Source organism: Micromonospora sp. NPDC049114, from assembly GCF_040648635.1.
GTDB lineage: Bacteria > Actinomycetota > Actinomycetes > Mycobacteriales > Micromonosporaceae > Micromonospora.
Window position 1 is genome coordinate 653224 of the sequence record NZ_JBEZEA010000001.1, and the last position, 14504, is coordinate 667727.

12 protein-coding genes are annotated in these 14504 nt (G+C 70.1%); 3 read left to right on the forward strand and 9 right to left on the reverse strand.

Annotated features, from left to right (window positions below):
• Window positions 1-73: 73 nt before the first annotated feature.
• The 9 genes from AB0B39_RS03030 to AB0B39_RS03070 form a co-directional block, all read right to left on the reverse strand.
• Window positions 74-784 carry a cytidine deaminase gene (locus AB0B39_RS03030; protein WP_357493525.1) on the reverse strand — a complete coding sequence of 237 codons (711 nt, stop codon included), beginning with the start codon at window positions 782-784 and terminating at the stop codon, window positions 74-76.
• 155 nt (window positions 785-939) lie between these two features.
• Complete coding sequence (locus AB0B39_RS03035; protein WP_357493523.1) at window positions 940-2220, reverse strand: ABC transporter permease; 1281 nt, start codon at window positions 2218-2220, stop codon at window positions 940-942.
• A 3-nt stretch (window positions 2221-2223) separates the two neighbouring features.
• Complete coding sequence (locus AB0B39_RS03040; RefSeq protein ID WP_357573340.1) at window positions 2224-3579, reverse strand: ABC transporter permease; 1356 nt, start codon at window positions 3577-3579, stop codon at window positions 2224-2226.
• Window positions 3576-5330, reverse strand: coding sequence for an ABC transporter ATP-binding protein (locus AB0B39_RS03045; RefSeq protein WP_308195376.1), 1755 nt, complete (start codon window positions 5328-5330; stop codon window positions 3576-3578). Before AB0B39_RS03045 ends, AB0B39_RS03040 begins: the two co-directional genes overlap by 4 nt.
• A gap of 91 nt (window positions 5331-5421) precedes the next feature.
• A complete protein-coding gene (locus tag AB0B39_RS03050; RefSeq protein WP_357494255.1) occupies window positions 5422-6489 on the reverse strand; it encodes a BMP family ABC transporter substrate-binding protein in 1068 nt (355 codons plus the stop codon).
• Between the two features lie 278 nt (window positions 6490-6767).
• A complete protein-coding gene (locus AB0B39_RS03055) occupies window positions 6768-7115 on the reverse strand; it encodes a hypothetical protein (RefSeq protein ID WP_234585695.1) in 348 nt (115 codons plus the stop codon).
• 68 nt (window positions 7116-7183) lie between these two features.
• A complete protein-coding gene (locus AB0B39_RS03060; protein ID WP_234585692.1) occupies window positions 7184-8095 on the reverse strand; it encodes an ABC transporter permease subunit in 912 nt (303 codons plus the stop codon).
• The gene (locus tag AB0B39_RS03065) at window positions 8092-9732 is read right to left on the reverse strand and encodes an ABC transporter permease subunit (RefSeq protein WP_357573341.1); all 1641 of its coding nucleotides are present in this window, start codon (window positions 9730-9732) and stop codon (window positions 8092-8094) included. Before AB0B39_RS03065 ends, AB0B39_RS03060 begins: the two co-directional genes overlap by 4 nt.
• Entirely contained in the window at window positions 9732-10988 is a 1257-nt protein-coding gene (locus AB0B39_RS03070; RefSeq protein ID WP_234585688.1) for a maltose ABC transporter substrate-binding protein, read from the reverse strand. Before AB0B39_RS03070 ends, AB0B39_RS03065 begins: the two co-directional genes overlap by 1 nt.
• 197 nt (window positions 10989-11185) lie before the next feature.
• Here AB0B39_RS03070 and AB0B39_RS03075 point away from each other — a divergent pair, with 197 nt between their 5' ends.
• From AB0B39_RS03075 to AB0B39_RS03085, 3 genes are all read left to right on the forward strand, one after another.
• Window positions 11186-12232 carry a LacI family DNA-binding transcriptional regulator gene (locus tag AB0B39_RS03075; RefSeq protein WP_234585685.1) on the forward strand — a complete coding sequence of 349 codons (1047 nt, stop codon included), beginning with the start codon at window positions 11186-11188 and terminating at the stop codon, window positions 12230-12232.
• Window positions 12233-12305: 73 nt separating this feature from the next.
• Window positions 12306-13928, forward strand: a complete 1623-nt coding sequence (locus AB0B39_RS03080) for a glycoside hydrolase family 13 protein (protein WP_357573342.1) — start codon at window positions 12306-12308, stop codon at window positions 13926-13928.
• A gap of 198 nt (window positions 13929-14126) precedes the next feature.
• The gene (locus AB0B39_RS03085; RefSeq protein ID WP_357573343.1) at window positions 14127-14498 is read left to right on the forward strand and encodes a VOC family protein; all 372 of its coding nucleotides are present in this window, start codon (window positions 14127-14129) and stop codon (window positions 14496-14498) included.
• Window positions 14499-14504: the final 6 nt, after the last annotated feature.

The window sequence follows — 14504 nt, forward strand, 5'->3', positions numbered from 1 at the left end:
GCCGACCGTGCCCGGCGCAGGGATCAAGCCTGACCGCCCGGAGCCGGGCACGGTCGGCCCCCGCCCCCCAAGCTCAGCCACCAGCCCACCGCACCGGGATCTCAGCAGGCGGCTCCCCCTCGCCGGCCCAGAAGATCGTCCCGGTCTCGTCGACAACGACAACCCGGGGCGTGCGCGCCATCCCCCAGGTGATCGCCTCGTCCGGGTCGTCCCAGCTCGGAGCCTCCTCCAGCACGCCGGTCTCGGCGCTCGCGTCGTCTCCCGCCGAGCGCTCCCAGTACGCCGTCCAGACCTGCTGCCCGTCCGAGAGGTCCGGGTGCACGAAGACGGTGCCGCGTCCACGCCAGGCGGCCAGCCGCTCCGGGACCACCGGCACCGGGGTCTCGCCGGTCACCGCCTCCAGGTCCTCCACACCGAAGGCGTGCGGCAGCAGTTCCGCCATCCGCAGCGGGCGGCCCTTCGTCTCGATCAGGCACTCCGGCCCGCCGTTCTCCCAGAGCAGTTGCCGGCACCTGCCGCACGGCATCAGCGGCTCACCTGTCGCGTCGACACAGGAGAGCGCGACGAGGCGACCACCACCGGTGGCGTGCAGGCTGGACACCACTCCGCACTCGGCGCAGAGCGTCACGCCGTACGCGGCGTTCTCCACGTTGCAGCCGACCACCACGCGGCCGTCGTCGACCAGCGCGGCCGCGCCGACCGGGAACGTCGAGTACGGCGCGTACGCGTGCCGCATCGCCTCGGTGGCGGCGGCGCGCAACCGCGCCCAGTCAATGTCGGTCATCCCATCATTCTGCCGAAGCAGCCCAGGTCAGAAGCAGGCAGGGCGGGGAACGCACCCACCCCGCCGCGCCCCGGCACGGTGATCAAGAGGTTCGCGTCAGGAAAGTCGCCGATCCTGACGCGAACCTCTTGGTCAACAGGGTGGAGGGTGGGGAGTCAGCCCTTGATGTACGGCTTGCCGTCGGCGGCCGGTGCCCGGACCCGGCCGACCAGACCGGCGACCGCCAGGATGGTCGCCAGGTAGGGCAGCATGGCCAGGAACTGGCTGGGGATCGAGCTGTTGATCGCGCCCAGATAGGTGGCGAGCTGGTCGGCGAAGCCGAAGAAGAGCGCGGCGAGCAGCGCCCCGGTCGGGTTCCACCGGCCGAAGATCAGCGCGGCCAGCGCGATGAAGCCCTTGCCGCCGATCATGTTCTTGGTGAACGAGTAGAGCGCCAGCGTGTACGACGCGCCGCCGATGCCCGCCACCACGCCGGCCAGCAGCACGTTGCGGTAGCGCACCCGCAGCACCTTGACCCCGAGCGTGTCGGCGGCGATCGGGTGCTCGCCGACCGACCGGGTACGCAGGCCCCACCGGGTGCGGAACAGCCCGATGTGGATCACCAGCACCAGGAGCAGGCCGACGTAGAGGAAGATGTTGCCGCGGAACAGCGCCGGCCCGAGCACCGGGATGTCCTTGAGCAGGGGGATCTCCCAGTTGCTGAAGCGCGGCGCGCTGTTGTACTTCTCCGCGTCGGTCTGCATCAACCGCTCGTAGAGGAAGCCGGTGACGCCGACCGCGAGCAGGTTCAGCACGATGCCCATGACGACCTGGTCGACCAGGTAGCGGATGGCGAAGACGGCCAGCAGCAGCGAGATGAACGCGCCACCGATGGCGGCGGCGACCAGACCCACCCAGACGTTGCCGGAGATGCTGCCGAACAGGGCCCCGCTGAACGCGCCCATCAGCAGCTGACCCTCGATGGCCACGTTGACCACGCCGGACCGCTCGCAGAGCACCCCGGCGAGCGCGCCGAAGATCAGCGGCAGGGCCAGGATGAACGTGCCCCGGATGATGTTGACCAGCGGCATGAAGTTCTGCCCGGCCGGCGCGGCGGAGACCTGCCAGCAGAGGAAGGAGAGCACGAAGCCGACCAGCCCGACGGCGAGCACGGGCAGGAACCAGCGCTTCGGCACACCGGCGAGCAGCGCCGCGCCGGCGGCGATCGCGATGATCCCGAACAGGATCGCCCCGATCGTGCCGTTGATCTCCAGTGCGGCGCCGGCAGCGTCATCGCTGAGCGTGAACCGGGCCTGCTGATCGGTGGCGAGCGCCCCGAAGAGCACCGCCGACAGCAGACCGAGCGCCAGCAGCGTGAGACCGACCTTGCGGGTCCGGGTCCAGAAGCCCTCGTCGACCGCGGCGACCGCGACGTCGGGGACAGCCATGGTGGACATGCGTTACCAGCCCTTCGCCAGGCTCGTCTGCAACCGGGCGGCCCGTGCGGCCCGGAGCTGGAAGATCGCCTTCACCAGGGCCGGCGCGGCGATGAAGATGACGATCAGCGCCTGGAGCACGGTCACCAGCTCCAGCGAGATACCGGAGTACGACTGCATCCGGTTGCCTCCGGCCTGGAGCGCGCCGAACAGCAGCGCCGCGAGCAGCACCCCCCACGGCTTCACCCGGCCGAGCAGCGCCACCAGGATGCCGTCGAAGCCGATCTGCGCGACCACCAGCGGGGTCAACGCGCTGGCCGTCGAGCCGAGCACCATGTTCGAGCCGCCCAGGCCGGCCAGGATCCCGGAGAAGACCATGATCAGGATGTACGTCCGGGTGACGCTGATGCCCGCCGTCCGCGCGGCGTCCGGGTTGGCGCCGACCGCGCGCAGCTCGAAGCCGAGCGTCGACCGGTTCAGCAGCCAGGCGACCGCCCAGGTGGCCAGCACGGCGAGCAGGATGCCGGCGTGCACCCGCAGGTTGTCGCCGAGCAGGCGCGGCAGCTGGGCGGAGGTGTCCACCGCCTTGCTGATCGCGTCGGTCCGGGTCGGGTCCTGCACGCCGTTCTGCACGATGAGCCAGGTCAGGAAGTACGTGGCGACGTAGTTGAGCATGATCGTGTTGATCACCTCGTGGGCACCGGCGCGAGCCTTGAGGATGCCCGGGATGAAGCCCCAGATCGCCCCGCCCAGCGCGCCGGCCAGCACCGCCACCAGCAGGTGCAGGCCGGGCGGCAACGGCAGCAGGAAGCCGGCCAGCGCGGCCAGGATCACGCCGATGGTGGCCTGGCCCTGCGCGCCGATGTTGAACAGGCCGCCACGGAACGCCAGCGCCACCGCCAGGCCGGTGAAGACCAACGGCGCGGCGTACGTCAGCGTCTCGGAGATCGGCGCGAGCACCGCCTGCCAGCCGTTGCTGCCGTTCATCCAGCCGGAGAACGCCTCGGGGTCGAAGATCGAGCCCTTGAACAGGTTCGCGTACGCCTCGCTCACCAGCGTCCAGCTCGAGTTGAGCGCATCGGCGGGACGGGCGGTGATGTAGGTGTAGGTGTGCAGCACGTCCGGGTCGGAGACGATCATCAGCACCGCGCCGACGACGATCGCCAGCACCAGCGACAGCAGGGTCACCGTGAAGGTGTTGGCCGCCCAGAGGTTGTCCAGGAAGAGCCGGCCCAGGGACGGCTTCGGCTGCGACCCGGGGGCCTCGGGCGTGGTCGTCGTGCCGGCCCGCTCGGTGTTGCCGAGCGCGTTCTGCGCCGCCTGCGCCTCGCTCGCCGGCTCCTTGTCCGGGGAACCCGACTGCGGATTGCTGTCGCTCATGCCTCGTCCTCGTTCGCGGAGCCTGCGTCGCTCGCCGGGCTCCCGTCGGCCACGCCGGTCTCGCTGGCGGCGGGAGTCGTGCCGGTCCCGGCGGCAGCGGGGGCCGCGTCGGGCTCGGCCGGGGTGCCGGAGCCGGCAGCGGCGTCCGGGCGAATGCCGGCCATCAGGAGGCCGATCTCCTCGCGGGGGGTGTCCGGACCGACGATGCCGATGATCCGTCCGCGGTACATCACCGCGATCCGGTCGGCCAGCCCGACCACCTCGTCAAGCTCGCTGGAGACCACCATGACGGCCGTGCCGATGTCCCGCTCGTGAATGATCTGGCTGTGGATGAACTCGATCGACCCGACGTCCACGCCACGGGTCGGTTGGGCGGCGATGAAGAGCTTCAGCGGCCGGGACAGCTCCCGGGCCACGATCACCTTCTGCTGGTTACCGCCGGAGAGGGTGCCCACCGCCGCGTCCGCAGATGAGGTACGGACGTCGAACTGCTCGATCCGCTCCCGGGCCGAGGACGCGATGGCGTCCGGCTTGAGGGCGAGCCCGGCACCGAACGGCGGCCGGTCGTAGATGTCCAGCACCAGGTTCTCGGCGACGCTGAACTCCTTGACCAGACCGTCCACGCTGCGGTCCTCGGGGACGTAGCCGACGCCGGCGCGGAGCACCTTCTTGGTCTTCCAGCCGTCGATCCGGTCGCCGCTCAGGCTGACCGTGCCGGCGAGCACCGGGCGCAGGCCCATGATCGCCTCGATCAGCTCCGTCTGGCCGTTGCCCTGCACGCCCGCCACGCCGAGCACCTCGCCCGCGCGTACGGTCAGGTCCACGCCGTCGACCGCCCGGATCTGCCGGTCGTCGTCGACGACCAGCCCGGCCACCTCCAGCACCGGCTCGCCCGGGGTGGCAGGCGACTTCTCCACGGTGAGCCGGACGCTGCGGCCGACCATCAGCGCGGCCAGCTCGTCGCGGCTCGTCTCCGGCGAGGCGGTGCCGACGGTCTTTCCGCGCCGGATCACCGTGATCCGGTCGGCGATCGCCTTGACCTCGCCGAGCTTGTGGGTGATGAAGACGATCGACTTGCCGGCCGCCTTCAGCGACCGCATGACCGTCAACAGCTCCTCGGTCTCCTGGGGCGTGAGCACCGCGGTCGGCTCGTCCAGGATGAGCAGGTCGACGTCGCGGGTGAGCGCCTTGACGATCTCCACGCGCTGCTGGATGCCGACCGGCAGATCCTCGATCACCGCATCGGGGTCGACCCGCAGGTTGTAGCGCTCGGACACCTCGGTGACCTCGCGCCGGGCCCGCCGCCGGTCCAGGAAGCCGGCGATGCCGCCCCGGACCTGCTCGGCGCCGAGCATGATGTTCTCGGCCACCGTGAAGACCGGCACCAGCATGAAGTGCTGGTGCACCATGCCGATCCCGGCCGCGATGGCATCGGACGGGCCCTTCAGCTTCAGCGGCGTGCCGTCGACCAGGATCTCGCCCTCGTCGGGCTGGTAGAGCCCGTAGAGCACGTTCATCAGGGTCGACTTGCCCGCGCCGTTCTCGCCGAGCAGGGCGTGAATCTCTCCAGGCTCCACCGTCAGGTCGATGTGGTCGTTGGCGACCAGATCACCGAACCGCTTGGTGATGCCGCGCAGTTCGAGTCTCAGCGCAACCTCCTGGAGTGCGAGCGATGGTGCAGCGTAGCTGCTGGTCGACCGGGCCGGACCAGGCCGGTCACCGTGGCGCGCGATCGGCCGCTCCGGCCCCACGGGTGGTCACCCGCGGGCCGGAGCGGCCGGATCGGTCGTACCTGTACCCCGCCGCTCCTGCGATGATCTCATCGGAGCGGCCGGGCGGTTGTCACTTGGTCGGCTGGGCCTTCGAGGTGACGGTGATGGTGCCGGCGGCGATGTCCGCCTTGATCTTGTCGACCTCGGCCTTCAGCTCGGCCGGAACCTTGCTGTCGAAGTCGTGGTACGGGGCGATCGAGACACCGGTGTTGGCCAGGGTGCCGACGAAGCCCGGGTTGGCCTGCAGCTTCTCGCCACCGGCGGCCTTCACCACGGCCTCCTTGACGGCCTCCGGGATGTTCTTGACCACGGTGGTGATGATCGCGGCGCAGTCCGGGGTGCTCTCGCAGCCGTCGACGTCCACCCAGATGGTGTTGTACTTGCCGCCCGAGGCCTTCGCCGCCGAGGTGGTGCCGAGGCCGGAGCCGCCGGCGACCGGCATGATGATGTCCGCGCCCTGGGCGACCAGCGCGTCGGAGACCTTCTTGCCCTCGTCCTGCTTGGCGAAGTCGTTGGTGAAGGAGCCCTTCTGGGTCTCCTTGTTCCAGCCGAGCGCCTGGACGTTCTTGCCCTTGGTCTTGTTGTAGTGCGCCACGCCGTCGACGAAGCCGTCCATGAAGATCGTCACCGGCGGGATCGGCAGACCACCGTAGGTGCCCACCTTGCCGCTCTTGCTCATCCCGGCGGCCAGGTAGCCGGCCTGGAACGCGGCCTGGGCGGTGTCGAACTGCATCGGGTAGACGTTGGCGTCACCCGGGTTGGCGTCCACGATGCCGAACTGCTGGTTCGGGTTCGCCTTGGCGATCTTCGAGGTCGCGTTGGCCATCAGGCCACCGACGGCCAGGATGAAGTCGCACTTCTGGTTGACGTACTGCGTCAGGTTCGGCTCGTAGTCGGCCTCGGCCTTCGACGCGACGTACTTGATGTCGATGTTGTCGTTGGCGGCCTTGGCCTCCTGCAGGCCCTTCCAGGCCGAGGTGTTGAACGACTTGTCGTCGATGCCGCCGACGTCGGTCACCATGCAGGCGCTGAACTTCTTGGCGCCACTGCCGGCGTTCTTGTCATCATCGGGGGCCTCGCCACACGCGGCGGCGCTGAGCACGAGCCCACCTACCGCGAAGATCGAGGCGATCCGCATCCCACGCACCGAGCGCAAGACGTCTCCTTCCCATTGCACACCGCGCCTAGTGCGGTGGCAGCCCATCAGCCGACCTGCGGGTGTGCCGCCGGCTGTCCCACGTTACGGACGGGAGCGTACGCCCGCGCCCACCCACCGGCCGACAATCGTGCACGACTGTTGAGCGCCTGTTACCCGGGTGTAACCCTTGGGTGGGGCAAGTCACTCTTCGTGCTGGTAGCCGAGCATCAAGGCGTCCCGAACGTCCGGTTCGGCGGAGGTCATCCCCTCCCCGGACGCTACCGCCAAAAGACGGCGACCGCCGCGTTGACCAGGGTCAGGCCGACGATCGCGAGGAAGTGGCCACGGTTGACCACGTCCCGCTTCCGCGAGAAGAAGACCATGACGAAGATCAGCAGCGCGATCACCAACTTCGTCACAAGTTTCGCCGGGTCCGGCTCGTCGTCACCGCCGCCGCGCAGCGGCGCGGAGAGTCCGAGGCCGGTCAGCAACTGGATCACGGCGCCCCAGAGCATGGCGGAGTTGATGCGCAGCTTCCCGCTGACGTACTGGGCGATCGAACCGCCGAGCAGCAGGGCGAAGCCGATCAGATGGACATAGAGGAGAATGAGTCGCAGTGCTTCCACGCCGCCCATCCTCCCCCATCAACGACGGTTCGTAGTAGGGGGTCGGCCGGTCGGCGCGTCGAGGGGGCTCACCCCTTCACCGCGCCGGAGGTGAGGCCGGAGACGATGAAGCGCTGGAGGAACTGGAACACCAGCACTGTCGGGATCGCGGTGAGCAGGGTGCCGGCGGCGAAGATCCCGAAGTTGGTGTTCCGCTCGCCGCCCTGCAGCATGCCCCGCATGCCGACCGCGAGGGTCTTGGCGTCCGTGTCGGTGAGGAAGACGCTCGCCATCAGGAACTCGTTGATGGTGTTGATGAACGCGAGCAGCCCGGTCACCGCGAGGATCGGCGCCACCAACGGCAGCATGATCCGGAAGAAGACCTGTGCGTGCGAGGCGCCGTCCATGGTGGCCGACTCGTCCAGCTCCCGTGGCAGGGTGTCGAAGAAGCCCTTCATCAGCCAGGTGTTCACGCCCAGCGCTCCACCCAGGTAGAGCAGCAGCAGACCCCACGGGGTGTTGAAGCCGACCGCCGGCCACAGGTCGGTGATCGTGCCGAAGATCAGGAAGATCGCCACGATCGCCAGGAACTGCGGGAACATCTGGATCAACAGCAGCGACAGCAACCCCACCCGTCGCCCCGCAAAGCGCATCCGGGAGAAGGCGTACGCCGCGAGCGCCGAGAGGAACACCGAGGCGAACGACGCGCCCCCCGCGATGAGCAGCGAGTTCAGGAACCAGTTGGCGAAATCGGTGCGGGCGAAGAGGTCCCCGAAGTTCTCGAACGACACCCCGCCGGTCGGCACCAGCTCGGTGGAGGAGAGGGTGCCGAGCGGGTTGAGCGCCGCCGAGACGACAAAGACGAGGGGGAAGAGGCTGAACAGCACGCCGAGCAGGCCGACCAGGTGCCGCCAGCCGACCTGCGCAAACCAGCGGTTCCTCCGCCTTCGCGCCGGGCGGTCGACCGCCGTCGGGCGGCTCGTGCCGGTGAGCGTGGTCACGCGTACACCTCCTCCTGTTGCCGGGTCCGCCGGAAGCTGACCGCCGACACCACCGCGACGATGGCGAAGATGAACAGCGAGACCGCCGCGGCGAAGCCGAACTGGGCGGCCTGCCCACCGAACGCCAGCCGGTAGGTGTACGTGATCAGCAGGTCGGTGGCCCCGTTGCTGGGGTTGTCCGCCGGGAACGGCGCACCCTCGGTGGTCAGGTAGATCGCGTTGAAGTTGTTGAAGTTGAACGCGAACGACGAGATCAGCAGCGGCGAGAGCGCGACCAGCAGCAGCGGCAGGGTGACCGCCCGGAACGACTGCCAGGGTGAGGCCCCGTCGACCGAGGTGGCCTCGGTCAGCTCCCGCGGGATGGCCTGGAGCGCGCCGGTGGCCACCAGGAACATGTACGGGTAGCCGAGCCAGAGTTGCACCAGGATCACCGCGGCGCGGGCCGTCCAGTCCTGGCCGAACCAGTCGACGCCGAGCCCGAACAGGTTGTTGATCAGCCCGAAGTCGGTGTTGAACATGTCCCGCCAGACCAGCAGCATCGCGAACGACGGCATGGCGTACGGCAGGATCAGCAGCATCCGGTAGAGGTTGGTGCCCCGCATCCGGGGCGAGTGCAGCGCGAGCGCGATGAGCATGCCGAGGATGAACGTGCCGCCGGTGGAGCCGATCGCGAAGGCGAAGTTCCAGACAAGCGTTCCGAGGAAGGGCCCGGAGATCCGCTCGTCGGTGAGCACCCGGGTGAAGTTGGACAGCCCGACGTTCACCTTCCAGCCCTGGGCCAGCCGCTCGCCGTCGGTGGCGACGAACGCGCCGGCCTCGCCATCCGCGGTCCAGGTCCTGCCGCTGTCACTGTCCCGGACGCAGTCGCAGCCCGCGTCGTACGCCCGCACGGCCTTGCCCTCGTACGCCCGGGACAGGCCGGACGAGCGCAGCGCGCCGCCGGCGGTCGGCACCACCAGGTCGGTGATGTCCTTGCTGCGCGCGCTGGCCTGGCCGATGGTCAGCACGGTGTAGCCGTCGGCCGCGGTGACCTTTCCGCCGAGGGCGACGGTGACCGCGTCGGGGTCGAGCGGGCGCAGGCCAGCGGTGTCGCCGACGGAGACCGTGTTGGTCTCCGGGTCGGTGATGAGGAAGACCAGGTCGCCGGTGGCGGGGTCGCCAGTGGTGGCGACGGACAGCGGGTACTGGGTGGAACCCGGGACCTGCTTCACCGAGGAGCTCTCGATGGCGACGATCGCGTCGTCCTTGCTGCCCCGGTGGCCGTCGCCGAAGTTGGTGAAGGCCGTGCTCGCGGTGTAGAGCACCGGCACGATCTGGAAGGCGATCAGGAAGAGCGTGCCCGGTACGAGGTATTTCGCCGGGACGTGCCGGCGGCCCGCGTACAAATAGAACAGCGCGGCGGTGGTCACCACCAGCACCGCCAGCCCGATCCACTGCCCGGCCTCCACGAGCGGGAAGGCCGCCCAGATCGCGATTCCGGCCACCAGGCCGAGCAGGATCACCTTCGCGGCGAGGCCGGCCGCGGTGATCGGCGCGTGGTTCCGCGCGGTACGGGACGTGCGCGGGGACCCGCTACCCACGGGCCCCCGGCCCGGGGTCTGCTGGACAGACCCCGGGCCGGACGGCGGCATACTCATTATTTGATCGAACCGGCGATCGTCTTGCCGGCAGCGGTGACCGTGCTGGTCGGGTCGGCGCCGCCGATGACTGCGGCCTCCGCCTTGCCGAACGGGTCCCAGATCGCGGCCATGGCCGGGATGGCGGGGAGCACCTGGCCGTTCTTGCCGGCCTCGATGAACTTGGCTAGGTCCGGGTCGCTGCCCTTGACCTGGTCCAGCGCGGCGGTCAGCGCCGGCGGGCGCGGGTCGGCCTGGTAGAGCGCCACGGCCAGTTCCGGCTTGGCGACGTAGTTGGCGACGAACTCCTGGGCCAGAGCCTTGTTCTTGCCCTTGGCGGCGACGTAGAAGGACTGGACGCCGACGAACGGGGCGGCGGGCTTGCCACCGGCGAAGCCGGGAACGGCGGAGATGTCGTACGTGATGCCCGCCTTCTTGACGTCGGCGGTGGCCCACGGTCCGGAGACCAGGAAGGCGCACTTCTTGCTGGTGAAGGTGGCTGTCGAGTTGGTGTCGGCGATCGAGCGCTTCAGCACGCCCTCGCCCTTCTCGCCGAGCGCGGCGATCTTCTTGAACGCGGCGATCGACTCCGGCTTGCCCACGCCGAGGTCCTTCGGGTCGTAGTCGCCGTTCGCCGTGGTGCCGAAGAGGTAACCGCCGGCCGAGGCGTACAGCGGGTAGATGTGGTAGGCGTCGCCCTTCTGGCCGACCTGCAGGCAGAGCGTCTCGGTGACCTTCTTCTGCGCCTTGAGCTGCTTGCCGGTGGCGACCAGGTCCTCGATCGTCTTCGGCGCCTCGGGGGCCAGGTCGGTGTTGCGGATCAGCGCGAGGTTCTCCTGCGCGTACGGCACGCCGTAGAGCTGGCCGTTGAACGTGACGGCCTTGATGGCGGTCTCGTTGAAGGTGGCCTTCTGCTCGTCGGGCAGCTGCACCGGGTCGATGGCACCGTTCTGGACCAGGTTGCCGATCCAGTCGTGCGCGCCGATCACCACGTCCGGGCCGCCGCCCTGGCTCGACACGGTCACGAAGTTGTTCTGGAGGTCCTCGTTGGGGACGGCCTGCACCTCGACGGTGACGCCGTTCTCCTGGCCGAACTTGTCCGTGAACGGCTTGAGGGCGGCGGTCCGCTTGTCGTCGGCCCAGATCACGAGCTTGCCGCCGGCGGCCTGGGGGGAGGCGCCGGCGCCTGGCTTGTCGCTCTTGTCGTCGCCACCGCAGCCGGAAGCGGCGAGCGCCAGGGTGAAGAGGGCGACCACACCCGCGGTACGGATGCGCATCGGTACTCCTGTCGTCATGGCGGAGCCGCCGGGGGAAGGGCGGTCCGCCAGTGGGAAGTTGAAAGTTTTTGCCAACCGACGCAGCGATGCTGCGCCGCTGCTCGCCTATGTTGCGGGGACGTTAGCAAGACGTTGCAGATAATGGAAGGGCTTGCAGAGCGCCCCGCAAGAACTTGCCGGTGGGCTAAAGTGCCGCCATGCGCGCTCGACTGTCCGACATCGCCCAGCAGGCCGAAGTCAGCGAGGCCACGGTGTCGCGGGTGCTCAACGACCGCCCCGGCGTGGCCCCGGAGACCCGACAGGCCGTCCTGACCGCCCTCGACGTCCTCGGCTACGAGCGACCGGCCCGACTGCGCAAGCGCAGCGCCGGCCTGGTCGGCCTGGTGGTGCCCGAGTTGGACAACCCGATCTTCCCCGCGTTCGCGCAGGTCATCGAGTCGACGCTGGCGCAGAGCGGGTTCACCCCGGTGCTCTGCACCCAAACCGCCGGCGGCGTGACCGAGGACGAATACGTGGAGATGCTGCTGGACCGGCAGGTCTCGGGGATCGTCTTCGTCTCCGGCCTGCACGCCGACACCGCAGCCAACCACGACCGCTACCGGGCGCTGATCGCCCGGCCGCTGCCGGTCGTGATGATCAACGGGTACGTCCCCGGCATCGGCGCCCCCTTCGTCTCCTGCGACGACCGGGAGGCCGCCGAACTCGCCGTGGCCCACCTCGTCGCGCTCGGGCACCGGCGGATCGGCCTGATCACCGGCCCGGACCGGTTCGTGCCGGTGCAGCGCAAGGTGGCCGGCTGGCGGGCGGCGATGACGCGCCTGGCCGGCGTCGCCGAGGCCGACCTCGGCCCGCTGGCCGAGCTGACGCTGTTCGGTGTGGAGGGTGGCGAGGCGGCGGCCGGCCGCCTGCTCGACCGGGGCGTCACCGGCCTGGTCTGCGGCTCCGACCTGATGGCGCTCGGCGCGGTGCGGGCAGCCCGGCAACGCGGTCTGACAGTTCCGGGCGACCTCTCCGTGGTCGGCTACGACGACTCGCCGCTGATGGCGTTCACCGACCCGCCGCTGACCACCGTGCGGCAGCCAGTCATCGCCATGGCGGTCGCCGCGGTCCGGGCCCTGGTGGACGAGATCAACGGGCACGGCGCCCCGCACTCGGAGTACCTGTTCCGCCCCGAGCTGGTCGCGCGGGGCTCGACAGCTGTCGCCCCGGCCGCCGTGCGATTTCCTTACGCAAGATCTGCTTGACTCTTGCAGAGGCGGGCGGCATATTGCTCAGACAGCCGCGCCCGAGCCTGAGACAGACGGGGAAACATCACCAATGGCCGTCAGCACCATCACCCCGCCCCGCACCGACGACGACTGGTGGCGCTCGGCGGTCGTCTACCAGGTCTACGTGCGCAGCTTCGCCGACAGCGACGGCGACGGCGTCGGCGACCTCGCGGGCATCCGGGAGCGGCTGCCGTACCTGCGCGACCTCGGGGTGGACGCCCTCTGGCTGACCCCCTTCTACACCTCCCCCATGGTCGACGGCGGCTACGACGTCGCCGACTACCGGGACGTCGACCCCATGTTCGGCACGCTCGCCGACTTCGACGCGATGATCACCGACGCGCACGCCCTCGGCCTGCGGATCATCGTCGACCTGGTGCCCAACCACACCTCCAGCGCGCACCGCTGGTTCGTCGACGCCCTCGCCGCCGGCCCCGGCTCGCCCGAGCGCGCCCGCTACCACTTCGCCGACGGCCGGGGCGAGCACGGCGACAGGCCCCCCAACGACTGGGAGAGCATCTTCGGCGGCCCGGCCTGGACCCGGATCGCCGACGGCCAGTGGTATCTGCACCTGTTCGACCCGGCCCAGCCGGACCTGAACTGGCGCCACCCCGAGGTCCGCGCCGAGTTCGAGGACGTCCTGCGGTTCTGGCTGGACCGGGGCGTGGACGGCTTCCGCGTCGACGTGGCCCACGGCATGATCAAGGCCGAAGGGCTGCCGGACGTCGGCTTCGGCACGGCGACGACCGGGCAGCGCCAGGTCGACCTGCTCGGCAGGGCCCGCCTGCCCTACTTCGACCAGGACGAGGTGCACGAGATCTACCGCGCGTGGCGGCCCATCCTGGACAGCTACCCGGGCGGCCGGATGGCTGTCGCCGAGGCGTGGGCCGAGACACCGCAGCGGCTGGCCCGCTACATCGGCCCGGACGAGCTGCACCAGGCGTTCAGCTTCGACTTCCTCGACGCCACCTGGTCGGCCGACTCGTTCCGCAAGGTGATCGACACCGCCCTCGCCGAGGCGACAGTCGTCGGCGCCCCCACCACCTGGGTGCTGTCCAACCACGACAAGCAGCGGCACGTCACCCGCTACGGCGACGGCGCCGAGGGGCTGCGCCGGGCCCGCGCCGCCAGCCTGCTCATGCTCGCCCTCCCCGGCAGCGCCTACCTCTACCAGGGCGAGGAGTTGGGCCTGCCCGAGGTTCTCGACCTCCCCGACGAACTGCGCCAGGACCCGGCGTTCCTGCGGACCGGCGAGAGCCGCGACGGCTGCCGGGTGCCGATTCCGTGGAGCGGTGAGCTGGCGCCGTACGGCTTCGGGCCGGCCGGCAGCGAGCTGAGCTGGCTGCCCGCACCCGCGACCTGGCGTGCCCTGTCGGTCGCCGCGCAGGCCGGTACGCCCGACTCGACGCTGGAGCTGTACCGGGCCGCCCTGCGTATCCGTCACGAACACCCGGCGCTTGCCGTCGACGCCGGCGAGGTCACCTGGCTGCCGGCCGAACCGGGCGTGCTGGCCTTCTCCCGCACCGCGGGCACCACCGCGCTGACCTGCGTCGTCAACCTCAGCGGAGCGCCAGTGGCCATCGACGGGTACGGCGAGCCCATCGTCGCGAGCGCGCCGCTCACCGATCACCTGCTGCCCATCGACGCGTCCGCCTGGTTGGAACGGCGCTGAGCGGGTAAGCCCAACTCGACCTGGTCGTCCGTCGTGCCCCGCGCCAACGGGCGACTGGGCTACCGGCCCCTTGTGGTGGGGGGTGAGGTGCACCGGCGTCACGCGGAGTCCGCTCCGCGCGGCGCCGGTGTCCGTGTGCGACAGGTGGTGTGCCTCGTCGCCCCCGTGGGTATCGCCGTCGCGACGGAGGTGAACCCCATGGCGGTACGGATGGCGCAGTACACGATCGATGTCGAGAACCTGGACGTGATGGTCGCGTTCTGGTCGGCGGTGCTCGGCTACGAGGTCGAGCAGGGCGACGACGGCAGCGCCAAGCTCTGGCCGCCGGAGCAGCCGTCCGCCGCCGCGCCCACCATCTGGTTGCAGGGCTCCGGCACCGCCAAGCAGGGCAAGAACCGTCTCCACCTCGACCTGGTCGCGGACACCGACCCGCAGGCGGAGGTACGTCGGCTGGTGGGCCTCGGCGCGCGGCACGTCGACGTCGGCCAGACCGGCACCGAGCGGTTCACCGTGCTCGCCGACCCCGAGGGCAACGAGTTCTGCGTGCTGGACGGGCCGCCGACCCGCTGAGCGGTC

What these genes read in the sequence shown, in the direction of transcription:
- AB0B39_RS03030 (WP_357493525.1), bottom strand. Translation starts at nt 784, where the DNA reads ATGACCGACATTGACTGGGCGCGGTTGCGCGCCGCCGCCACCGAGGCG.
- AB0B39_RS03035 (WP_357493523.1), bottom strand. Translation starts at nt 2,220, where the DNA reads ATGTCCACCATGGCTGTCCCCGACGTCGCGGTCGCCGCGGTCGACGAG.
- AB0B39_RS03040 (WP_357573340.1), bottom strand. Translation starts at nt 3,579, where the DNA reads ATGAGCGACAGCAATCCGCAGTCGGGTTCCCCGGACAAGGAGCCGGCG.
- AB0B39_RS03050 (WP_357494255.1), bottom strand. Translation starts at nt 6,489, where the DNA reads ATGCGGATCGCCTCGATCTTCGCGGTAGGTGGGCTCGTGCTCAGCGCC.
- AB0B39_RS03065 (WP_357573341.1), bottom strand. Translation starts at nt 9,732, where the DNA reads ATGAGTATGCCGCCGTCCGGCCCGGGGTCTGTCCAGCAGACCCCGGGC.
- AB0B39_RS03070 (WP_234585688.1), bottom strand. Translation starts at nt 10,988, where the DNA reads ATGCGCATCCGTACCGCGGGTGTGGTCGCCCTCTTCACCCTGGCGCTC.
- AB0B39_RS03075 (WP_234585685.1), top strand. Translation starts at nt 11,186, where the DNA reads ATGCGCGCTCGACTGTCCGACATCGCCCAGCAGGCCGAAGTCAGCGAG.
- AB0B39_RS03080 (WP_357573342.1), top strand. Translation starts at nt 12,306, where the DNA reads ATGGCCGTCAGCACCATCACCCCGCCCCGCACCGACGACGACTGGTGG.
- AB0B39_RS03085 (WP_357573343.1), top strand. Translation starts at nt 14,127, where the DNA reads ATGGCGGTACGGATGGCGCAGTACACGATCGATGTCGAGAACCTGGAC.